The 22,131-nt window shown below is 39.5% G+C and carries 21 protein-coding genes; 8 read left to right on the top strand and 13 right to left on the bottom strand.

Translation table 11 applies throughout. The annotated features are described in order from the left end of the window. Positions 1-78 precede the first annotated feature (78 nt). The 3 genes from BSO02S_RS18830 to BSO02S_RS18820 all read right to left on the bottom strand — a co-directional run bounded on the left by BSO02S_RS18830 (position 79) and on the right by BSO02S_RS18820 (position 2,511). Entirely contained in the window at positions 79-378 is a 300-nt protein-coding gene (locus BSO02S_RS18830; protein WP_066071003.1) for a hypothetical protein, read from the bottom strand. An 86-nt stretch (positions 379-464) separates the two neighbouring features. Then, a complete protein-coding gene (locus BSO02S_RS18825; protein WP_066071000.1) occupies positions 465-1,745 on the bottom strand; it encodes a serine hydrolase domain-containing protein in 1,281 nt (426 codons plus the stop codon). A 73-nt stretch (positions 1,746-1,818) separates the two neighbouring features. Further along, entirely contained in the window at positions 1,819-2,511 is a 693-nt protein-coding gene (locus BSO02S_RS18820) for an AIM24 family protein (RefSeq protein ID WP_066070997.1), read from the bottom strand. A gap of 238 nt (positions 2,512-2,749) precedes the next feature. Between BSO02S_RS18820 and BSO02S_RS18815 the strand changes: the two genes are divergently transcribed. Continuing rightward, positions 2,750-3,196 carry a CcdC protein domain-containing protein gene (locus BSO02S_RS18815; protein WP_066070994.1) on the top strand — a complete coding sequence of 149 codons (447 nt, stop codon included), beginning with the start codon at positions 2,750-2,752 and terminating at the stop codon, positions 3,194-3,196. Positions 3,197-3,538: 342 nt separating this feature from the next. Here BSO02S_RS18815 and BSO02S_RS18805 read toward each other — a convergent pair whose 3' ends face one another. The 4 genes from BSO02S_RS18805 to BSO02S_RS18790 all read right to left on the bottom strand — a co-directional run bounded on the left by BSO02S_RS18805 (position 3,539) and on the right by BSO02S_RS18790 (position 6,865). Further along, on the bottom strand, positions 3,539-4,561 hold the full coding sequence (locus BSO02S_RS18805; RefSeq protein WP_066070988.1) for an anti-sigma factor: 1,023 nt from the start codon (positions 4,559-4,561) through the stop codon (positions 3,539-3,541). After that, on the bottom strand, positions 4,551-5,051 hold the full coding sequence (locus BSO02S_RS18800) for a sigma-70 family RNA polymerase sigma factor (protein WP_066070984.1): 501 nt from the start codon (positions 5,049-5,051) through the stop codon (positions 4,551-4,553). The genes BSO02S_RS18805 and BSO02S_RS18800 overlap by 11 nt, the downstream gene beginning before the upstream one ends. A gap of 124 nt (positions 5,052-5,175) precedes the next feature. Beyond that, a complete protein-coding gene (locus tag BSO02S_RS18795) occupies positions 5,176-6,093 on the bottom strand; it encodes a class I SAM-dependent methyltransferase (protein WP_066070981.1) in 918 nt (305 codons plus the stop codon). A gap of 163 nt (positions 6,094-6,256) precedes the next feature. Beyond that, positions 6,257-6,865, bottom strand: a complete 609-nt coding sequence (locus BSO02S_RS18790) for a histidine phosphatase family protein (protein ID WP_066070980.1) — start codon at positions 6,863-6,865, stop codon at positions 6,257-6,259. Positions 6,866-7,078: 213 nt separating this feature from the next. Between BSO02S_RS18790 and BSO02S_RS18785 the strand changes: the two genes are divergently transcribed. Together BSO02S_RS18785 and BSO02S_RS18780 are read left to right on the top strand one after the other, a co-directional pair. Beyond that, a complete protein-coding gene (locus tag BSO02S_RS18785) occupies positions 7,079-8,038 on the top strand; it encodes an ABC transporter permease subunit (RefSeq protein WP_066070978.1) in 960 nt (319 codons plus the stop codon). A 15-nt stretch (positions 8,039-8,053) separates the two neighbouring features. Continuing rightward, the gene (locus tag BSO02S_RS18780) at positions 8,054-8,947 is read left to right on the top strand and encodes an ABC transporter permease subunit (RefSeq protein ID WP_066070972.1); all 894 of its coding nucleotides are present in this window, start codon (positions 8,054-8,056) and stop codon (positions 8,945-8,947) included. 351 nt (positions 8,948-9,298) lie between these two features. On the opposite strand, the gene BSO02S_RS18775 is transcribed toward BSO02S_RS18780, so the two are convergent. Then, entirely contained in the window at positions 9,299-9,625 is a 327-nt protein-coding gene (locus BSO02S_RS18775; RefSeq protein ID WP_066070969.1) for a YnfA family protein, read from the bottom strand. 286 nt (positions 9,626-9,911) lie between these two features. On the opposite strand from BSO02S_RS18775, the gene BSO02S_RS18770 reads away from it, so the two are divergent. The 5 genes from BSO02S_RS18770 to BSO02S_RS18750 all read left to right on the top strand — a co-directional run bounded on the left by BSO02S_RS18770 (position 9,912) and on the right by BSO02S_RS18750 (position 19,167). Continuing rightward, a complete protein-coding gene (locus BSO02S_RS18770; protein WP_066070966.1) occupies positions 9,912-13,211 on the top strand; it encodes a DEAD/DEAH box helicase in 3,300 nt (1,099 codons plus the stop codon). A 134-nt stretch (positions 13,212-13,345) separates the two neighbouring features. Next, positions 13,346-14,590: an aminopeptidase gene (locus BSO02S_RS18765; protein WP_066070963.1), complete on the top strand. Its 1,245-nt coding sequence runs from the start codon at positions 13,346-13,348 to the stop codon at positions 14,588-14,590. A 91-nt stretch (positions 14,591-14,681) separates the two neighbouring features. Beyond that, positions 14,682-15,257 carry a TetR/AcrR family transcriptional regulator gene (locus BSO02S_RS18760; protein ID WP_066070960.1) on the top strand — a complete coding sequence of 192 codons (576 nt, stop codon included), beginning with the start codon at positions 14,682-14,684 and terminating at the stop codon, positions 15,255-15,257. Between the two features lie 120 nt (positions 15,258-15,377). Beyond that, positions 15,378-17,486 carry an MMPL family transporter gene (locus BSO02S_RS18755; protein WP_066070957.1) on the top strand — a complete coding sequence of 703 codons (2,109 nt, stop codon included), beginning with the start codon at positions 15,378-15,380 and terminating at the stop codon, positions 17,484-17,486. A gap of 421 nt (positions 17,487-17,907) precedes the next feature. Beyond that, positions 17,908-19,167 (top strand): glycoside hydrolase family 18 protein, encoded by a 1,260-nt coding sequence (locus BSO02S_RS18750; RefSeq protein WP_066070953.1) that lies wholly within the window; start codon positions 17,908-17,910, stop codon positions 19,165-19,167. Positions 19,168-19,323: 156 nt separating this feature from the next. Here BSO02S_RS18750 and BSO02S_RS18745 read toward each other — a convergent pair whose 3' ends face one another. From BSO02S_RS18745 to BSO02S_RS18725, 5 genes are all read right to left on the bottom strand, one after another. Continuing rightward, a complete protein-coding gene (locus BSO02S_RS18745) occupies positions 19,324-20,073 on the bottom strand; it encodes a hypothetical protein (protein WP_066070949.1) in 750 nt (249 codons plus the stop codon). Positions 20,074-20,075: 2 nt separating this feature from the next. Continuing rightward, positions 20,076-20,792 carry a hypothetical protein gene (locus tag BSO02S_RS18740; RefSeq protein WP_066070945.1) on the bottom strand — a complete coding sequence of 239 codons (717 nt, stop codon included), beginning with the start codon at positions 20,790-20,792 and terminating at the stop codon, positions 20,076-20,078. 79 nt (positions 20,793-20,871) lie between these two features. Continuing rightward, positions 20,872-21,063 (bottom strand): DUF4017 family protein, encoded by a 192-nt coding sequence (locus BSO02S_RS18735; protein ID WP_066070942.1) that lies wholly within the window; start codon positions 21,061-21,063, stop codon positions 20,872-20,874. A gap of 14 nt (positions 21,064-21,077) precedes the next feature. Then, positions 21,078-21,767: an ATP-binding cassette domain-containing protein gene (locus BSO02S_RS18730; protein ID WP_066070939.1), complete on the bottom strand. Its 690-nt coding sequence runs from the start codon at positions 21,765-21,767 to the stop codon at positions 21,078-21,080. Then, a complete protein-coding gene (locus BSO02S_RS18725) occupies positions 21,768-22,130 on the bottom strand; it encodes a GntR family transcriptional regulator (RefSeq protein WP_066070935.1) in 363 nt (120 codons plus the stop codon). Position 22,131: the final 1 nt, after the last annotated feature.

The raw sequence follows: 22,131 nt of genomic DNA, 5'->3' as shown, positions 1-22,131 counted from the left end.
CAGTAAAACACCGTTCGGAAATTCCAAACGGTGTTTTAACTTTCGGCCAGCCTATTAAAGATGGGTTAACATTAATAATCAATCACCTTCAATAAAAGCACCAGTTTTGTATTTCCTAATTGTTGCTATTAATATCGATACTGTCATCATCAATAATAAGATCAATATTGCCCCACTTACATAGAATCCAAAGCTAGAGCTGAAGCTATAAAGGTAAAAAAGGAAACTCGATATGATGAATAGTACGGTCAAAAATAATTCGAACACTAGTGCGGTAAAAACAAATAATAAATATGGAATAACAATCTTTTTGTGTAAAACATGCTTTAAGGTAATCCCTTCCCAACAAAGGTCAGGTAATCTAGCTAATTTCTCCATCTTAATCACCCCATCGACATACATATTCAACAGTATGCCCAAAAAGGAAGATTATTTACCTATATAAACTGTCCCTGTGCAATATTTTACGCCCGATAAAAAATAACTTTCCGATTATAGACATCAATAAATTGTACTGCATGAGCTTCTTTTTCAAAAATAAAGTCTTCGTTAAGAAAATTCGCCTTAAAATGAGCCTCGTTTCCGGTTAATCGAAGGGGCCTCAACTCATATTTATAAACTGCACCATACATTTTTGGGATAGTTACGTATAATTTGCCGCCTTTTAATTCAATGCTTAGCTCCGTTTCTTCACTTTTATATAACCCCTCAAATATTTCTAACCCCCAAGGGTCATAAGTGACAGCTACTCTTTCCATGCCACTAATCGTCTCCCCAAAGACAATCTTTGCAAGGTCCGTGCTTATTTTTCCAACTGGTGTAATATTGAGATTGCTAAGAACAATAATTACTACGTCCTCTTCTAAATAAAGCTGGAAATCATTCGTAAAACCATTTATATCCCCTGAATGACAGGCAAGCTTTCTTGTGCTCTCATCAATAAACCAGCCGTAACCATATCCACCTAAATAGCTGGAAAACATTTTCCCACTTAACTCTTCCCCAATCAGGAGGCCATTTTTCAAAGCCACCCCCCATTTATACAGATCCTCAACAGTAGAATACAATCCATATGCACCAAGGGGAATCGACATGTCCACGAACTCCGTTTGAATCACCTTTTCCCAAACGGAATATCCAGAAGCGAGATTTTTTACAATGGTTCTTCCATCATCCACACCTGTATGGCTCATCTCGAGAGGATTCAAGATATTTTCTTGTAAAAATTCCCGATAGGTAATACCGGATACTTTTTCAATTATTGCAGTTAGCAGGAGATAACCTGTATTCCGATAATCCATCCGCTCCCCCGGGTCAAACTCCAATGGCTTATTCCTAAAGCGTTCGATAGATTGCTCTAAGCTTGATGGAAGTCGCATCGTTTTTTCCCAGTATTCAGATGAGAATGTAAAGTCAGCAACCCCCGAGGAATGGGTCAACAAGTGATGTATGGTAATTTTGTCTCCGTGAGGATAGTCTTCAAGTAATAGATTAATAGGATTAGTGACTTTAAGTTTTCCTTGTTTTTGCAGGAGTAAAATAGCCGCTGCTGTAAAAGCTTTTGAAAGGGAGCCAATTCGAAATTTTGTCTGTGGTGTATTAAGGACATCATACTGGAAACTCGCATAGCCAAATCCTTCATTTAAAAGAATTTCTCCATTATTGGCAACCAAAACGGCTCCGTTAAAATGATTGTTGCCATGAAGGACATTCATATAATCATGTAATCTCTCTTTACTATTCATTAGTATTCCTTTCTTTAACGTTGATACATTGAAAATCCTTCTAGCTTAATGAAAGGTTTTAGACAATAGCAAATCAACTCTTTTCCTGCATTCGAACCTCCTCATAAGGCTGAACGACCACAAATCCATTACCCTCAAACCTCATTTGAATGGACTCGCCGCTTCCTCTTCCTAGGAAAGTTTTTAAACTAATATCGGTTTGAAATTCGGGCTGCAGGTTGCCGGACCAAGCCACGGTTGCATTCGGGTCGGTAATAACGGGCTGGCCCGGGGTAACCCTTAAGGTCAGCGGCTCATAATGGGTCGTAATGGCAATCATTCCAGTTCCTTCGCAACGGACATTAAATAATCCGCCAGCCATCATCCCGGCAATCCGTTTCATTAATTTGATCTCCCATTTGATACTTGGTTCAAAGGCGAGCAAATCATTGCCGTTAACAAAGATTGATTCATTTTGCAGATTCAGGATAATGATCTTTTTACCGGCGTCAGCGAGATATAATTTCCCCTGGCCATTGGCTTTCATTAACGAAGCACCTTCTCCTGTCAACGCCTTTTTGAACGCCGTTCCAAGGCCATGTTCCAAAATTCCTTCCCTGACGAATTTAATGACTCCATTATAAGCCACCATCGATCCCGCTTTAGCCCACACTTGGCCATTAAGATTTACCTCAAGCATCCGGGGTGTCTCTAATTCGAAAAAGCCTTCACCTTTATCCTCTTGCTCTGTTTTTTTAATGAATTCATTAATTGAATATCTGCTCAATCCATCCAACCCCTTTCCATATCTTTACTTACGAGGAAGCGGACACAAATGTTTCATATTATAGCGATAGTAATGAAAAGTTTTCCTGCTGAATAACTGGGGACACGTTTAGAACATGAACATTTTCAGATTAAATGGATGAATTTTTACACTATCCTCCTTGAACTACTATTGTTTATAATAACAATATGATGGAATGAAATTTAGACTAAATATTCCTAGAGAGGATTGAAATACAATGTTTAGGAAAAAGCGGCCGATTAAAATGGGGGGATTTGGAATCCTATCTCCGATTCTGCTTATGATTGTATTATTTTCATTAAGTATCACCCAGTTGATGCACATTCCGGATGAACCATTTCATTTACCCGCCTATTGGGAAATGATCATCGCTGGTCTACTTGGTGTTTTGTTCGGCGGAATCATGCTTACACAAACATCGTATGAGATTCGCGAGGACGGTTTTATTTATTCAAAGCCAAATAAAAACTTTAAGTTTATCATTTTTGCTATTATTTTGATTCGGGTTTCCTTAAGTCAATACTTCAAAAATATCGATTACATCGAATTTACTATTTTGACCATGCTATTAGCACTTCTTTACCTTGGGATTTGGCGAATCGGAAGCTATATTAAATATCGCAAACTATATGCAGGACAAAAGGAAATTGGGACCATTCAATAAATGAATGGTCCTTTTTCTGTAATACGAACAGTGCCTGTCACTGTTCGTATTATGGTTTATAATTAATGCCCAGGGATGATACCACCATTAAAAGGGTAAAAATCAACAGGAAGATACTTAAAGAGAGACCCCAGATGGCATAAAGTCTTGATCTCTTCTGGGTAACTTGGCCAATTATACCGAGAAAAAGGCCTACCAATGGCAGTTGAATTAAAAAGACTGCAGGAAATCCCGGTGTTTTTAACAATAGGGTCACGTTTAACCCTGCTAACGAAATGAGTGCAATTAGAAAAGACAAAAATCCCGATATTGTCGGAAGGCGTTTACTCCCTCCTTTTTTCTTTATTCCCAATTCCATAGTTTCACTTCCCCCACCTTTAGCGCACGAATTTCTTTTACGTCCTGTAATTTTCTTAACTCTACTGTCGGACCGGTGATAACTGCACCATAAACCTTTACGCCATGTTTCTGGATATAAGCAAGGCGGCTGCCCAAGGACAATGATTTAGCCCGGGCGACTTTTTCCGCAACCGCTTCATTTTTTGAAAGCAATGATAAAATATCAAGAAATACTTCTTCATTCGGCCCCTCATAAGTCCTAAACGGGGACCAGGTTGTTGGGTCATACTGTGCGGGGTAACCTAACGGTGTAATCGGTACCCCTTCTTTGTTCACCTGGTCTGCATCGATTCCCGTATCCACCGCCAGCCAGCGGAGTTCCATATTTTTAGGCAGGCTGTTTTTTAAATCATCCGGTTTCATTAATTCATTTAAAGAAACATATACCTCGGCAACGGTTCCATCTGGAATCTTATGTAAAATGTCCCATTGATCTGCTTCATTAAACGGAATGTTTGCTTTAGGGTGTATCATGACTTCTGATTCCTTACTAGGAAACTCGGGCAACTGCCGGTCTAACAACATATTCTTCTTCGGAAAACTTGGCTGGTCTAGCAAAAAATCAATATCATAGTTTCCGGCCTTATAATCCTCTTTCCCAATTCGTTTAAAAACATCAAAATTGATATTCATTGAAAAAAAACTAATATCATCTTCTAATTCTAATGGTTTTAAGCTCATATTCGGCTCGGTCACGTAAATTGTCTTTGTTACCACATCAATCAAATGGTCTGCCTTGCCTCCAATGGCATAATACATGTAGGTGGACAAAGTCATGATTGGAACAATTAATAATAGAATGGCTAAACTAATCATGATATTCGTTCTCCGCGCCATATTCTTTCCAATCGTGACAATCTCTGTTTGGCCTTCTTTTGAGTAATGGTTAAGGTTGCTCACTTCATGGAGTGATTCCTTTAGATACTGTTGATAATCTTCTTCAAAACTGTTTTTTTCATCGCTCATCTGCCTTCATCCTTTCCTTCACTTTGTTCATAACCTTCTGTCGACCCCTATGTAACTGGCTTTTCAGTGTATTTATGTTCATTTCTAAAATTTCTGCCGCTTCATTATAGGTAAGTTGATGCAAATCACAGAGCAGCAATACATGTCTTTCCCCTTCCTTTAAGGAGTGAATATCTTTCAGCAACAATTGAAAACTTTCTTTCTCCAGCAGTCTTCTTTCCGGTGTCTCCTCGGAGTGGCGGCCCGGTTCTTCCATTTGGCCCTGAATGACGAGGCGCTTATTTTTCCTTTGATAATCGATAAAGGCATGATAGGCCACTTTAAATAGCCATGCTCGAATATTGGAGATTTCGTAATCCTCTAATTGCAAATAGGCTCGGTAAAAGGCCTCTTGAACCAAGTCCTCAGCGATATAATGATCCTTCGAAAGGGAGAAAAGATAGCGATATAAATCATTTACGTTTTCTTGATAGGCTTTATCAAGTTCCACTGAAGCTCCCCCTTTCATCCTAACCACGTTTAACGATAGCAAATAGTTGCAGGATTGGAAATTTTTTATTTTCCAAAAATAAAAGAACCACCGTTCAAAAGTGAATGGTGGTTTCGATGCCTATTTACTTATGAACCACTAAATGAGCAAAGTGAAAATGGTCGAAGGCATGCATTCCATCTTCTCTGTCCGCAAAGTACATTTCTTCAATATTATCTGGAGACAGATTTTCATATAATAGCATATGGCAATCTTGCAGCTCTCGATCTAGTTCAAACGGGTCAAAGCTGGTAATCATAGGTTCTCCTATTTGCGCGGTGATTTGGCGCATTTTGATTAGCTTCATTGAAGCGGTCTTTTCATTAAAAGCAGTATCATCGAGGTAGTCAAAGATGAAAGAACTTCCCTTTTTGGATATATCGGAAACAGTAGAGAGGAGCTGGTAAAAATCTTGTTTCTCTAAATACATAGTAACGCCGAGCAGGCTAAAATAGGAATATTCCCCCTTATCGTAGCCGCTTTTCATTAGCTCATCGTGAAGGGAATCCTGTTTAAAATCAACAGGAACGAACTTTAGGTTAATTGGAATATCAATGCCCATTTCTTGAAAGCGTTGCTTTTTAAAAGCCTGGGTTGCAGGGTGATCCACTTCAAAGATCATAAAATCCTCTGGAAGATTTTCCTGCCGAAGAGCAATTGTATCGAACCCTGCACCTAAAATGACATATTGTTTAAAACCCCGCTCAACAGCGGACATGAGGCCGTCTTCCGCATATCTTGCCCGGCTGACTAATTGCGGAACAGTCTGGTTGTTCATCACCCACTGCAATTTTTCAGCAAACGTCTTCTTAGATTCACCTTTCTCCGAGTCAAAGAAGGCAATAGCATCCGCCCAATTGGCGGCGATTAACCGCTTTTCCTCCTCTTTTAAAAGAGAGTCTGCAATAAAATCATTAAAAACAGGCTGATTGCTATTCGATGCATGATAACCTCTGGCAAAGCAGCTTACTAATGCTGTTAAACTTTCTTTATTACTTTCCAAAAAAACTCCCCCCATCGCCTTACTTTTTTACGAAAAAAGAAAAACTCCCAGCAAAATTTCGCTAGGAGTTTATTATATAAGGGTAAATTTTAACTGTCAATAAATAAATATTTTAACATAAATTGTGATAAAAGTCAACGAAAATTTTCCCTTTTCCTTGTTTTTATTTTCCGATACCTAGATGCTCCTGGTTATTTAGGAATCGTACTAGTTTTATATTATCTTTCATTTCTAGTAAATGAATTCCGGTATCGCCGGTGGCAAATCCAAACTCACTATCCATCGGCTGACGTAGAAATGCATTTATCATTTTTGAGATTAGCCCGCCATGGGAAACTAGCGCTACCCGATTGTAATCGCCATGGTCATGAATGATCTTATGTAAGATCCTTTCCGCACGATAACGGAGTTCAAGCGCTGATTCACCATCCTGAATCGCCATATGCACTGGCCTCCCGTTCTTTGGTAACGGGTATTTAACAGCAGCGACTTCCCTCGACAAGCCTGCAAGAACTCCATTATTAAATTCCATTAAATCCTCTTCTTCAATGATTTCACAGCCAGTTGTTTCCTGTAAGATTAAGGCTGTGCTTTTTGCCCTTTTTAACGGGCTGGATACGATAATATCTGGGGGATGGTGAGCAGCAACGTAATCTGCCATTCGTTTTGCCTGGTCCTCTCCCAACTGTGTTAAAGGAAAGTCTGCCCTTCCTTCATGTACCTCTAATAGATCTGCCTCTGATTGTCCGTGCCTAATGACCAGTAATTCCAATGCTGCCCCTCCGAATCTCAAAAAAATTCTCTTCCATCCATTCCAAGTTTCCTTTTTATATATTCATCACCAGCCCTATTAACTCCTTTAAAACAATAGGAAACTGAAAGTAATACTGCCCAACTTGCCAAATATTCAGTAAATATTTGTTATACTATTCTTAATAGAGTCGTAGGAAAGGGAAAATAAAACTAGTATAGGAGGAGATAGAAATTGCCGCTAATATTCCAATTAGGCAAAAGTATTTTGGCCTGGATGATTGCAACATTGATTATCCTATTTATTATCTTGATGCCAAGAGATGTGACCTATGAAACCTCAACAGGGAATGTATTTGAGGATGCCCAGTACCACTATTCTTGGGCAAAACACAAAGATTCCTTTATTACCTTTTTTTCCTATCTAGAAGACAACAAATCCCTAGGTGATTACAGACCGGGCTATCCCAATAGCGAACTGCTCTCAAGAACATTGAAAAAAAGCCTCGCGATTGTACTGCCAGCCTTGATTCTGTCGTTTACTTTTGGGGTACTAAAGGGGATGATGGATTATCGCTTTTCAAAATATAAACTATGGAGTTATCCCGCTAAAGGAGCCACATGGCTTTTCCTTTCCATTCCTGACTTTTTTGTCGTGGTCGGCATTCAATTATTACTGATGTTTTTATACAGCATTGGCTTGCTTCCTCACATCACCTTATTCGGAAGCGATAACTTCGAAAACGTCATTTTAGGAATCATCTACTTATCCATCTATCCCCTCATTTTTACGGCAAAAATGACCTACACCAGTTTGGAAGAGGAGGAGGGAAAGGATTATATACGCACGGCTTATTCTAAAGGCATGTCATTTAAAAAAGTGGTCTACATACATATTTTTCGTAATGCCATCATCAAGATTTTACAGCATCTAAACACGATATCCTTGTTCGTTTTATCCAATTTATTTATTATTGAAAAATTTACCGCATACCGCGGGGCCGGTTTTTATTTCATGGAAGCTGTTTATCCGGGCGCCTCTTTTGTTGTTGGACAAAGCAAAGATTTAGGCAATGCTGCATTGGCCATTTCCTATACGGTTATTTTTACGTTGATTATATTAATGGTTCATTTGCTCAGCCAAACTTGCAACTATTTTCTAACACCATATGACCCGGAAGAAGATGCATTCTAAAATGGAGGAAGAGTTTTGAAAAACATCCAACTTGTTATCGGATTAGTCTTTTTAGCTATTTTTCTGGTATTTGCGGTTTTTGGCGCACACCTTCCCTTCGTTGATCATGAGTTGAAAGAAGAAACGATGCAAATGAGTGGAACCAAAATTATCATCCCGCCCTATCCGCCTTCGAAGGAACATCTTCTTGGCAGTGATAATAAGGGCAGAGATTTGCTTAGTCTTTTAATAATGGGCACAAAAGAAACACTATTGTTCGTTACCCTTGTCGCCGTGATCCGCTATCTAATTGCAGTACCATTAGGCATGGCAGCCACTATTTCAAAACCTATCAATGCTTTCTTAAGCAGCTGGAATTATATTTTATCGTTTATCCCGCCGATTTTTTTAGTCGCGTTGCTGCTCGGCATTCCCTTTATCTATTTTTCTAGATTTCTCCCATTTTGGTTTGTTGTCATCCTATCCAGTATTGAGGTTGGACGGCTGGCAACGATTGTAAAAAATGATACCAAATATGTTTCGAATCAATTATTTGTGAAGGCGGCCATTTCCACGGGCTGTACAAGGGTGAAATTATTTACGCGCCACATTTTTCCGCATCTTAAATCACAGCTTTTGACGAGTTTTGTAAACGATATGGCTAGAGTGTTATTTTTATTATCGCAATTAGCCGTCGTTCAACTGTTCGTGGATCGGAAGTTCACCTCGGAATTGGATGGCAGTTACTCAGCTGAAAACACCTCACTTGCCTATCCCATGTATCTACAGTCGGTTTCAAGCGACGTCTGGAGCAGTTACTGGGTCCCATTATCCGCTGTCCTATTTATATCCGTTATGATCATTACCTTCCTATTGATTGCAGACGGATTGAAAAAATATTTTAAAATGAAGTATCGGATGCTGGGGTAAGAGGACGGGTTTTAAAGCGATAATCAGAGGTTTCTCGCGAAAAGGGCTATTGAGGACAATACCGCCTACGAAAATGGTGGTATTGTCTTTAATACGGCTTCTTAAGGATAAAACTACCTCTAAAAATAGCAAAAATGTCTTTAATACCCCCTCTTAAAGACAAAACCACCTCCAAAAATAGCTAAAATGTCTTTAATACCCCTTCTTAAGGACAATACCACCTCTAAAAATAGCTAAAATGTCTTTAATACCCCTTCTTAAAGACAAAACCACCTCCAAAAATAGCTAAAATGTCTTTAATACAACTTGCGCCGCTTGGTTCGTATTTTTCTCCCCTGTTATCAAAATAAGCTAATGCCTCGGGGCCCAAAGCATGACGGAAACTCCGACAATGCAAATAACGGCTCCAATCCAATCGTATGTATCTGGTGCTTTCTTATCAACACCCCAGCCCCACAGGACAGAAAGAACAATAAATACCCCGCCATAGGCAGCATACACTCTTCCGAATGAAGGAAACTTTTGCAGGGTAGGAATGATTCCGTATAGAACCAAAATAAGCCCGCCTATTATCCCGTACCAATATGGCTTCCCTTCACGCAGCCAAAGCCAGACTAAGTACCCGCCGCCAATTTCAGCTATTCCCGCAAGAATAAATAAACTAATTACATAAAACATATTTCACCTTTTCTAAAACGATTTTAAACAGTTGTTTCTTTTAATATTCAGGCTGACTTTTATCTTGAAATCCAAAACATTCTTTTTCCTCTACAGTATAACCTAATTTAAAGGGACCTCCCCACTTTGCCTGCTTTCTCCCCTTTGATTAGTGATTAATATTCAGCTAGTTTGGCGATTCTAGGAACATAGCATTTTATTGTATTTGAGTCTAAAATAACAAGTACAAGTATAAGTCGGCAAATAAAAATTAACATATAAACGTCAAAAAATAGGGAGGTTACTGATGACCCATACATTAACCGTTTCAGATGTCAAAAAGTTGTTCTCTTCGGCTAATTACCGGAAGGGGCATATTTATTACACCCAAGGCAGAGTAAAGGATCTAGCTTACGATTCTGTTAAAGAAGTTTGGTACGCGGCAGTATCGGGGACAAAGCGTTACAAGGTTGTCATTTATGAAGATGAATTTGGTTTTGAGTTTGAGTGTAACTGTCCAGCCTTTAATCAGTATGACGAGGAATGTAAGCATGTTGCAGCCGTTATGATCAAGATACAGGAAATGGAAGCTAGCGAGAGTCATACGACTTCTAGTGAAGAATCCATACAAGCAAGACAGCAACAGCTAAAGAAACAGCAAGAAGAGATAGTTAGACAGCAGCAGGAAAGACAATCGGCCTATGTTAAGCAGCTTACAAATCAATTTATTACTACTTTCGCAAACCATCGACAGGAAAACATGCCTCAAAAGGATTTGATAGAAAAGCAGCCATTGCTGGTGGAGTGGATTTGTAAATTCAAGAAAACGTACCGAAACACCGTTCTTACCTTAGAAATGAAAGTGGGTCACAAACGAACGTATGTGGTAAAAAACATGATAGATTTCCTTGGTGCAATCAAACAAAAAAAACAGTACCCATTTACAAAAACCTTTACGTTTGATCCAACTGAATATATATTTACTGATCAGGATCAAGAAATCATTGATCTATTGCAAGATGACGTAAAATATGATGAAATCTACCGAAACCTACAATCTTCTTTCTCACAATACGGTGCGTCTACTGATGTACGTGCCGTCACTATTTCTCCACTACTTGCTGATCAAGTATTAGAAAAGCTTGCGCAAAGACAAATTGAACTTCAAAGTGGGGGTAATGCGTATCATCAGTTAAAACTCCATAAAGACGAATTGCCGTTTACTTTTCAACTAGATAAAGGAAACAAGGAAGCATTTCAATTGGATGTATCGGATTTCGGTTTTGTCGAATACCTTGACATGTATGGTTATGTGGTAAAGAAGAATGATTTTTATAAACTCTCATCCTTACAACAAACCTTTATAAAAGAGTTAAAGGAGCTCATCCAATTAGCGAATACTCCTGTCTTACCGATTAGTCATGATCAGATTGAGCCGCTTCTCTCTTACGTAGGGCCAATGATGAATAACGTTGGAAAGCTTGAGATTGCCGATAGTATTTCGAATAAAATAATGAAGTTTCCTTTACATGCGAAAATGTATATTGACTGTATCGATGATCTTTTACACGTGACATTGGAGTATCATTACGGAAAACATACGGTCAATCCCTTTGTGAACACGGAGATAAAATCGGTGAAGGATCCTATTTTAATGAGAGACACCGAAAAGGAACAACTGATTATGAAGGTTATCGAATCGAGTGCGCTCAAATCTAATGGGCAATTGCTTTACCTAGAAGGAGAAGAAGGGATTTTTGAGTTTTTATATGAAACACTTCCAAGACTAGAGGATAAGGCAGATATTTTCTTAACAAAAGCCGTTAAATCCTTCATCCTGCCTGAGCAGCATACCCCTGTGACCCATATTGATGTGGACTCCTCTGGAAATTGGTTAGACGTCAGCTTTGGTATGGAGGGGATTAAGCAAGCAGAGATTCAAAATATCCTTCGTTACGCTGTTGAAAAAAGGAAATATTATCGGCTGCCGAATGGCGCATTTGTGCCGCTGGAATCAGAGGAGTTCCAAACGATTCAGCACATTTTTGATGATTTAAACATTAAATCGTCGCAGCTGAAACAAGATTCCCTGCGCCTTCCCCTATACAGAGGGATACAGCTTGAGGAATTGACTGCAGGCAATAAAGGGAAGGATGCTAAGTACGGAAAGCCATTTCGTCAGTTGCTTGCCCGTCTGAAAAATCCTGAACAGCTGGACTTTGAACTTCCTCCCACCTTACAAGCAGAGCTGCGAGATTATCAAAACTATGGATTTCAGTGGTTAAGTACACTGAAATATTATGGGCTTGGCGGAATTCTTGCTGATGACATGGGATTAGGGAAAACGCTGCAAGGTATCGCCGTATTATTAGCGGATAAGGAGAAGTTTGCAGAACATAAGCCATCGTTGATTTTAGCCCCTGCTTCACTTATCTATAATTGGAAGAATGAACTAGAGAAATTTGCCCCATCTTTACGTGCAGAAGTTTTGACGGGATCCCCAAAAGAACGGATGGACATGCTTGGGTGTGCAACTCCGCCTGATATCTGGATTACATCCTATCCAACCCTGCGTCAAGATAGTGAGTATTATCAGCAACATGAGTTTCGCACCCTTATTTTAGATGAAGCACAGGCGATTAAAAATTATGCAACCAAAACAGCAAAAGCCGTACGAGATATCCATGCAGATACTCGTTTTGCCCTTAGTGGAACACCAATTGAAAATTCAATTGATGAGCTATGGTCTATTTTCCAAACGATTATGCCGGATTTCTTCCCAAACCAGAAGGCCTTTCGCCAATTGCCTCCTGAAAAGGTAGCTAAAATGATAAAACCATTTTTACTCCGCAGGGTGAAAAAAGATGTGTTGAAGGAATTGCCGGATAAAATTGAAACAGTTCATGTTTCTGAACTTACGAAACAGCAAAAGGAGCTGTACCTTGCCTATTTGGAAAAGATAAAGACAGAAACAACGGATTCCCTTCAAGGAGAAGGGTTCCAAAAAAGCCGGATGAAAATCCTGGCCGGTTTAACAAGGCTCCGCCAATTATGCTGCCATCCCTCTTTATTTTTAGAAAATTATCAAGGAGACTCCGGCAAACTCCAACAATTAATCGAACTTGTCGTGAATGCTCGTGAAAATGGCAGGAGATTACTCATTTTCTCCCAATTTACTAGCATGCTGCGAATAATCAGTCAGTCATTAGAAAAGGAAGGGTTGCCATTCTTTTACTTAGACGGACAAACCGCTTCGAAGGAACGCGTCCAATTGGTGGACCGATTTAATAACGGGGAAGCGGACATCTTTCTTATCTCATTGAAAGCTGGAAATACAGGATTGAATTTAACTGGAGCTGATACGGTCATATTGTACGATCTGTGGTGGAACCCGGCCGTTGAGGAGCAAGCGGCAGGACGGGCACATCGAATGGGGCAAAAGAATGTTGTCCAAGTGATTCGCTTAATTACAAAGGGAACCATTGAGGAAAAGATGTATGAGCTGCAGCAAACAAAGAAAGAACTCATCGTAACGGTCCTGGAGCAAGGAGACCAAGCTATCTCAAGAGTTACCGAACAGGATATCAGGGAGATATTGAGCATTTAAGGAGTCAGTCCCCGCTGTATAAAAACATTAAAACAGCGGGGACTGACTCAAATAATTGCAACGCTCACTTGCGGAAATTTCTGATTAATTATGTTAGTATAGTGGATAGACATAAATTTATGGAGGGTAAAAAAATGGTCCTACCTAACTTTGAAGAAAATCTACATAAATATGCAAAACTTTTAACTGCGAAAGGAATCAATGTTCAACCTGGCGATTGGGTAAAAATGACCATCACTGTTGATCAAGCCCCATTAGCACGTTTAATCACCGATGAGTCTTATGCATTGGGTGCGGAAAAAGTAATTGTCAAATGGTCCGATGATGAAATCAGCAAACTGCATTACCTGCATCAACCTGTTGAAGTGTTGACCGACATTCCTGAATACGAAATTCAAGAATCTGAAGACCATGTATTAAATCATCGCGTCAGCCGCCTTTCGATTGTCTCAAGTGACCCAGGCTTACTAAATGAAGTCGATCCTGCTAAAATTGCTGCCTATCAAAATGTGTATGGAAAGGCGTTCAGTGCTCAGCGCATTGCCACGCAAAATGATGATTTGAAATGGACTGTTGCCGCTGCTGCCGGAGCTGGCTGGGCTGCAAAAGTGTTCCCTAACCTTGCAACTTCTGAAGAACAAGTTGATGCCTTATGGGATCAAATTTTCAAAACCTCCCGTGTTTATGCAGAGGATCCAATTGCTGCCTGGGATGACCATAAAAAGCTGTTGAATGAAAAAGCAGCGAAATTAAACGACATCCAATTCGACGCCTTGCACTATACAGCACCTGGCACAGATTTAACTTTAGGACTGCCAAAGAACCATATTTGGGCGAGTGCCGAAAGCTATAATCCAAAAGGTGATGAATTTATTGCCAACATGCCGACAGAAGAGGTCTTTACTGCTCCTGACACGCATCGCATGGAAGGTGTCGTCCGCAGCACGAAGCCGTTAAGCTATGCCGGTACGTTAATTGAAGGCATTGAAGTACACTTTAAAGATGGAAAAATTGTGGACATTTCTGCTGAAAAAGGCGATGAAGCCATTAAAAAATTAGTGTTTGATAACGAAGGCGGCACTGGTTTGGGTGAAGTTGCCTTAGTACCAGATCCATCTCCAATTTCTCAATCCGGGGTTACTTTCTTTAATACGCTTTTCGATGAGAATGCCTCCAATCACTTAGCAATCGGCGCCGCTTACCCGACAACAATTCAAGGCGGAACGAAAATGAGCCAGGAAGAATTATTAGCCCAGGGCATGAATACATCCACGGTTCATGTGGACTTCATGATTGGCTCTGACAAGATGGATATTGACGGTATCAAACAAGATGGGACTGTCGTTCCAATTTTCCGGAATGGGGATTGGGCAATTTAAACTTTTTGAAAAAAGAGTCAGTCCCCGCTGGTTTAACGTAGCGGGGGACTGACCCCAATGGCAATTGTTATAATAGGTTGAGGGTGAAAAAATGGCACGTGAACGTAAATTTTCTACAGATGAATTATTTCAAGCAACAAAACAGCTTCTTCTGCTACAGGGCTATGAAGGGTTTACGTTTAGTCTATTAGCGGATGACTTAAACGTATCGCGTGGTGCACTTTATAAATACTTTGATAATAAAGAGGAATTAATAACTGATTATATGCTTTATGAGATGGACCGCTTTCTGATTGAGTTAAAACAAATCGAATCACATCGCAGCTTTGAGGCTCAATTTGACTATTTGCTAAGCCTGATCCTAAGTAACACAGATATTCAGAAATTAATCAATATTGGCAAGCAAATTCAAGTAGGTAGTAACCAGAAGGTCAAGGAAAATAAACATAAATTGGAAAAGCTACACATAGATATGTATCATTATCTCCAAAATTTTATTACGCTGGGAAAAGAAGAACAAAGGCTAAAGTCCCATATTCCAGACTCCTTATTTCTGGGTTATATTTTTCAATCGGTTGCCATTCCAAATCATTTTGGAATTTCCCCATCCGTCTGGGTCAGTTCCATTAAAGAAATTATCCGACACGGAATGTTCACAAATACATAAATTGACACCCCTGTTACTTTGAAAGATAATGGTAGTGACAATAGTGTCAATTTATTTTTCCCAAAAGTAACACTTCTGTTACTTTTAATTTTTTTATAAGAAGGGGGTACGGAAAATAGGATGAAATCATTCATTCAAGCTATTACTGACTTTGTATCAACAAAAAAGGGGATGTGGATTACCCTTGCCGCCTGGTTAGTCCTTACCATTGTATTGGCAGTATTTGCTCCAAGTGCAAAAGATTATGAAGTTTCAAGAATTGATTCCCTTCCTAGTGATGTTAAATCTGTTATTGCCCAAAAAAAGGTCGATCAGTATTTTCCTAATAACGAAGGGACTCCTGCGATTCTAGTTTTTCAGGCAAGCAAGGGTGAACTGAAACTTACAAAGCTAGTGGAGATTTTAGAAAAAATTTCAAGTGAAAAAATCAAAGGGATTGCCCAAATTATCCCTATTGCATCCTTACCTCCACAGGCAGTGGCCAGTTTCTTTTCAGATGACAAGACGACAGCCATCATTCCGTTAACTTTTGATGCTTCATTCGAAACAAAGGAAATAAAAGGATCGTTAAAGCAGATTAGAAAGATTGCTGCTAATTCATCTGATCTAACCTTATATGTGACAGGACCTGCCGGGATTGCAACAGATTCACTTGATCTTTTTTCACGTGCAGATGTTGTCCTTATTTTATCAACAGTAGGTTTAATCCTTATTCTCTTAATCGTGATTTATCGTTCCCCATTATTAGCGTTGATTCCGCTTTTAGCGGCAGTCTTTGTCTATGAAGTGGTTAATCAGATTCTAGGAATAATGGGTAAAGCAGGCCTAGCCTTGAGCAATCAGACCATATCGATCATGTCGATTCTGTTATTTGCCGCGATGATTGATTATTCATTATTTGTATTCTCTCGATATCGCGAAGAGCTCACCCGTCATGAAAGCAAATTTGATGCCATGAAAGAAGCGATGCGCGAAACCGGTTTGCCTGTCTTCTTTTCCGGCGGAACGGTTTTAGCGGCGATGCTTGTTTTATTCTTTGCCCAATTTGGCGACTATCAGAACTTTGCGCCCACCTTCGCCACGACAATGGTCGTAATCATGCTGGCATCCGTTACACTCGTTCCCGCTTTATTTACCCTTTTTGGAAGGAAGTCGTTCTGGCCAAAAATTCCACGCGTCGGAAGTCACTCTGCCAACCACCATTTTCTTTGGGGGAAGATTGGCCGCTTCGTTGTCAGAAAGCCGGGTCTTTCTGTTGCTGTTATTGGTATATTCTTGTTACTAGCTGCTAGTAATCTGGTTAATCTAAAGTATGAGTTCGACACGATGAAGTCATTTCCAAAAGATATGCCTTCCCGTGAAGGGTATGAAATATTAGGACAAAAGTTTGAGGCAGGGGACCTAGCTCCAACATCCGTTGTGTTTGAATCCTCAGAAAAAATCACTCCTGAACAACAGGAAACATTGCGTAGTACTCTGGCTGAACAGCCGCAGGTCAGTAATGTTCGATTATCTGACATAGCCAAAGATAATCAGGTCATAAACTTCAGCCTAACATTTAAAGGAAATCCCTATGCTGTCAGGACCATGGATTCATTAGAAGAAATGATTAATCATGCTAAACAAATAACTGCAGACAGTAAGCTTGATGGGCAGCTCTATTTTGCGGGGGAAACTGCAATAAAGGTGGATGACCGCTCCATAAACAACAGAGATGTCATTGTCATTGTTTTGTTAGAGACAATTTTAATCTTTGCCTTATTAATCGTTCTAACCAAATCGCTAAAAATGCCGATTTATATGATGGGAACCATCTTAATCTCATTCCTGGCTGCCTTAGGATTAGGAACGTTCTTGAGCAGCCTATTCTTTGATATCGATACTATCAGTAACCGTGTTCCACTTTATGCCTTTGTATTCTTGGTTGCCCTTGGAATTGACTACAATATCATGCTCATCTCAAGATTCCAAGAAGAACGTGCAACGCATTCTGTGAAAGAGTCCGTAGAAATAGCTGTTGCGACTACAGGCGGGGTCATCTCTTCGGCAGGTATTATTCTAGCAGCCACCTTTGCTGTATTGATGACACAGCCCATCCAATTATTATTTGTCTTTGGCTTCATTGTTGCCGTGGGAATATTGTTAGATACCTTCTTAATTAGAGGAATTCTATTGCCAGGGTTAATTGTTTTGTTGGAAAAAGACAAAGAGGTTAGCGAAGGAAGCTAGGTGTAAGGTTGTAATCCCCACCGTATATAATATTTAATCAAACGTTTGATTAGTTTTGGACTGAATTTGAAACTACGGTAAAAATTCTATTTACCAATACGCGGCTCCATTCAATCAAACGTTTGATTAGTATTTTGATAGTTAGTATACAGAGTTTTAAAAAAAGGGGTCAGTTCACCGCGGTAAGTCTCACCCCCCTCAATAACATGATACCCCCTATCCCTAATTAGAACTTCATATAATCCAAATGATCAATAGGATGAATATTCCAATCCAACATAAATCTCCATTCAGATTAAGAATAGCCACCTTCAAACAGCTCTGTCTGACCCCGAAATGTAAAACCCAATGATTTTGCGACATGCTTAATCTACTCTTGCATATATTTAAATAAATGAATGACTATGAGTGAGGTGTATAGATGTTTATATACATTGTTAAATCAGGGGACTCCTTATTCTCTATTGCTACAAAATATCAAGTTTCATTGGATAGTATCCGGATAACGAACGGTTTAAAAACAGATCGATTAGTACCAGGACAGGATTTACTCATTCCATCGAATATGTATATTGTTCAGCCTGGGGATTCTTTATATTCCATTTCCCAAATGAGTTTCATTTCAATGGAAACGATCCGTCAATATAACGGTCTGCATACGGATAGGTTAATGATTGGAATGAAATTATATTTACCCCCTAGAACAAAGTATCCAGGTGAAGGCTTTAGTTATATTACACCATCTACTTCAGAAAATAATCAAATGATCGTTCAGGCTTTCTCTCCGATTAATACGTATTTTGGCATTTTTGAGTATCATATTCTTGAAGATGGAAATTTAAGTACTTTAGAGGACCAGGAACTTATTAAATTAGCAAGAGAACATAAAGTAGCACCCCTTGCAGTTGTAACGAATTTGACCGCTTCTGGATTTAGTTCCGAATTAACAAGGAAAGTATTAAGTTCTCCTGAAAAAAGAGAGCGATTAATTAATAATATTTACCAGCTAATCAAGACCAAAAACTATGCTGGTGTGAATATTGATTTTGAACTAGTTCATGAAAGTGAAAGAGATTTGTTTAGCGGTTTTTTACATTCTTTAAGGGGAAAATTGAAACCCGAAGGATATTATACATCGGTTTCGGTACCGGCTAAATCAAATGATGTTGTTCCTTGGTTAAAAGGATATGATTACGGAGGTATTGGTGCAGCTGTGGACTTCGTGTTTCTTATGGCCTATGATTGGCACGAAGTAAGTAGCCCTCCTGGACCTGTTGCACCTATAAAGGAAGTAAAGCAAACCATCGAGTATGCTCTTAATCATATGAAAGCAAACAAAATTATTCTTGGAGTGCCTCGCTATGGGTATAACTGGACAATGTCGAATGGAACTGCTGTTAGTGCCCGTCCTATTGCTGTCGCTGATGCGATCGCGACAGCAATGAAATATCAGGAACCCATTCAATATTCTAAGGAATTTCAGCAACCTTTCTTTCACTATCGAGATGAAACTGGCAAGAGACATATAGTATGGTATGAAGACACAAGGGCACGTGCTCATAAGCTCGAACTTGTAGTTCATTATGGGTTAAAGGGGGTTGGCGCATGGCAATTAGGATTACACTTTCCACAATCAGCCTTTATCGTAAGAGAATTTTTTACAACAAAAAAGGTCATTTGAAACAAAGTAAATTGGCCAATGATAACAGTTTAAAGGCTAACCTTACGCTCCGGCAGTTTAATCAATCAATTGTTTAGTTTTTTGGAATGGTCAGTCCCCCGCCGCATTAAAACATTAAAGCAGTGGTGGACTGACCACAAAAAATTCCTACTCAGGCTACCTTGGAGATTCGATTTCTGCTTCGTTTAATATACTAATAAAATCGATGTCTACATCCCCATTAAAATATCGATTTCCATTTACAGAGCCTTCCGGAAATCTCTGTTTATCTAATTTGTCATATGGAATCCAGCCAAAAAACATCTCTCTTTCCGGAAAAAAGTCATTGAAAAATAAACTAGGCTGCTGTGCTGACCCTACTTTGATGAATGGATTCATAAAAGATACCCATTCATCTGGAAGTGGCAGTACCCCATAAGATTTCCCTTCGAGGGGGACCTTCTTTTCCATTTGGACTCGTGGATTGTAAGTCTCTATCCCCTCGGTGACATGATATCCCCGGTCCCTAATTATAAAGAACTTCATATAATCTACTTGATCACCAGGATGAATATTCCACACCATGTAAAAGGTGGATGGATCCTTTATATCAATCTTCCAAAGGCGTGGTTCTCCGGTAGTGTCAATCGCCAGCAGCTGCCATTTGTGCTTTTGCCAAGCCCAATAGGTTACACCGTAATCGTCTTCTTTAGATATAAAAGGAACAACAACGTGCCGCTCATCCATAGAAACGGTGTCTTGAATAATGTTTACCGCCGCCTCCGGAAAGACATGATTAATCTCCTCCATCAATTGTTCATCAGCCGGAAACGAATCAGGTTTCGAAAAATAAAACCAATAAATCATGACTGCTGACAGGACAAGAACAGCTGACCCTACAAAAATTAAAAACTTCTGTTTGATCATTTTTATTTTCCTCCTTCCAATATTGAATCTTGGGAGTGAAAATAATGCTGCTTTTTCGGAGTTGATATTAATACCCCTTTACCATCCTCTTCAATATAAATGATAGTGTCTAAACCGCTCCCCCATTTAGAGGAAGTCCCTGTAAGTTGATACGGAAACCGTTCATTGCTCTTACTTGGCTCAAAATTCGTATTCATCTCTTGGTACCACTGGTCACTGTAGATTTTTTCTGGCTTCATTGTTTTAAGTAGTTTCAGTAAATTCCCCTTATTGAGTGGGCGGTCCATTGCTGAAGGATGAAGATGAATAATCGAAGCCTTCTCAGCATTGGAGATAAACGTTGATAGCTCATCTTCAGGGTACAGGGCATGGTGGACTGGTATAGCGATTAAGGTGGACACTAGAAAGATAAAATTCGCAAAAAACCCCAACCAAGCAAAGGATCGATAATACTTCCACCGTTCTTTCCTTCCTTTAACCAAATACAAAATCCAGACCCCAAGCGGTAAGAGTGGAATTTTGACCATTGTCTCTAACAGATTCCAATTAATCGAAAAAGAAAAAATACCTACTAAAATAGCAACAATGACTTTCCATCCCTTTAGCTTCACAGATTGTTTATTATAAAAACGATAGGCAAGGATTCCAATAATACCCCATGCCAAAATACCAGTTACTATATTTATGACATTAAAAGAAAAGTCAAAGTTAAACTCCATTCCCACCCCTCCTGTTTTACAGGCTGTGGGTCCGTCCCCCGCCGCTCTAACTCAACGGGGGACGGACACCAAAAATCTATTACTTTGCGTTTCCAGAATGTCTGCTTTTAAAATGGAGGGTTGCAAAGACAATTAACGTAAGCGGGATTGCAAACACCTGCCCCACCAGAAGCTTCCAACTCCATACATCATAGCCTTCACTTGCCTTGCTAAATACCGCGATTACACAAACAATTACATATACAGCCATTGATATTGTCCATTTATTCATCCTTAGCTCTCCCCTTACTTATAAAATGATTGAAACCATTCTTTAGCATCCATTCCGTGTACACTGCGAACCACATCTAAATTTTCATGAATAATTATTTTTCCGTCTTTCAAAATCATTAGTTCATCTGCGATTTTTGATACATCATCCATTTCATTCGTACTCATCAGAATTGTTGCCTTTTCTAAATCAACAAATTGAATCAAGCTTTTTACTAAATCCTCACGAACTAACGGATCAAGTCCTTCAAACGGTTCATCGAGCAGATAATAGCAGGACCTTCTCCCAAAAGTGGCTGCAAGCTTTAAGCGGCTTATGTTCCCCTTGCTCATCTTCGAGATTTTCTCAGCTAAATCAAGCTTCAAGAAACTGGCTATTTCCCTCGCTTTAGACTGCTGAAAGTCATGAAATTGTGTTTCAAAAAAGTAAAAAAGCTGCTCCCCATTAAAATACGGATGAAAGTGTTGATCATCAGGCATGAACGCAATACTTGCTAGTGTATCTCTCGCTGTTTGTGAACCATTCAATAAAATTTGGCCTTGTTTTGGCGGCAGTAATTTTGCAAGCAGCTTAAGAAATGTTGTTTTCCCACAGCCGTTTTCGCCCGCAAGGACAATTATTTTTCCTAATTCGATTTGAACATTAACGTCTTCAAGCACAACCCGTTTATTGTATTGATATTGAACATTTCTTGCCTCTAACACTCATATTCCACCCCTTTCTTTTAATGTTTGAAGTACTTCCTCCTGGGTAAACCCCATCGTTTCAACATTGTTCAAGAACCGGTCGACAAGCTGCCTTTTTAAGTCTTCACGCATTGACCTGATTTTTAAAATATCTGGTGTAATAAAAGTGCCTTGCCCGCGCTTCGTTTCCGTTAACTGCATTTGTTCAAGCTGCTTGTAGACGTTTTGCACGGTATTCGTATTGACGCCAACTTCCAACGCAAATTCCCGTACCGATGGCAGCTTATCCCCCGGCTGACGGACACCACTCACAAGTTCCCCGCAAATCCTTTCAACCAGCTGTACATATATTGGCCGGTCCTTATCAAACTCTATGCCCATC

The sequence above is a fragment of the Neobacillus soli NBRC 102451 genome, assembly GCF_001591665.1.
In the GTDB taxonomy this organism is placed as follows: domain Bacteria; phylum Bacillota; class Bacilli; order Bacillales; family Cytobacillaceae; genus Neobacillus; species Neobacillus soli.
Note: the sequence above shows the minus strand (reverse complement) of the source record. Positions and strands in the feature narration are given on the sequence as shown.

Bases quoted from the DNA above. Each gene is read 5' to 3' on its own strand.
- BSO02S_RS18830 (WP_066071003.1), bottom strand. From the start codon at position 378: ATGGAGAAATTAGCTAGATTACCTGACCTTTGTTGGGAAGGGATTACC.
- BSO02S_RS18825 (WP_066071000.1), bottom strand. From the start codon at position 1,745: ATGAATAGTAAAGAGAGATTACATGATTATATGAATGTCCTTCATGGC.
- BSO02S_RS18815 (WP_066070994.1), top strand. From the start codon at position 2,750: ATGTTTAGGAAAAAGCGGCCGATTAAAATGGGGGGATTTGGAATCCTA.
- BSO02S_RS18805 (WP_066070988.1), bottom strand. From the start codon at position 4,561: ATGAGCGATGAAAAAAACAGTTTTGAAGAAGATTATCAACAGTATCTA.
- BSO02S_RS18775 (WP_066070969.1), bottom strand. From the start codon at position 9,625: ATGTTTTATGTAATTAGTTTATTTATTCTTGCGGGAATAGCTGAAATT.
- BSO02S_RS18770 (WP_066070966.1), top strand. From the start codon at position 9,912: ATGACCCATACATTAACCGTTTCAGATGTCAAAAAGTTGTTCTCTTCG.
- BSO02S_RS18765 (WP_066070963.1), top strand. From the start codon at position 13,346: ATGGTCCTACCTAACTTTGAAGAAAATCTACATAAATATGCAAAACTT.
- BSO02S_RS18760 (WP_066070960.1), top strand. From the start codon at position 14,682: ATGGCACGTGAACGTAAATTTTCTACAGATGAATTATTTCAAGCAACA.
- BSO02S_RS18755 (WP_066070957.1), top strand. From the start codon at position 15,378: ATGAAATCATTCATTCAAGCTATTACTGACTTTGTATCAACAAAAAAG.
- BSO02S_RS18750 (WP_066070953.1), top strand. From the start codon at position 17,908: ATGTTTATATACATTGTTAAATCAGGGGACTCCTTATTCTCTATTGCT.
- BSO02S_RS18745 (WP_066070949.1), bottom strand. From the start codon at position 20,073: ATGATCAAACAGAAGTTTTTAATTTTTGTAGGGTCAGCTGTTCTTGTC.
- BSO02S_RS18740 (WP_066070945.1), bottom strand. From the start codon at position 20,792: ATGGAGTTTAACTTTGACTTTTCTTTTAATGTCATAAATATAGTAACT.
- BSO02S_RS18735 (WP_066070942.1), bottom strand. From the start codon at position 21,063: ATGAATAAATGGACAATATCAATGGCTGTATATGTAATTGTTTGTGTA.
- BSO02S_RS18725 (WP_066070935.1), bottom strand. From the start codon at position 22,130: ATGGGCATAGAGTTTGATAAGGACCGGCCAATATATGTACAGCTGGTT.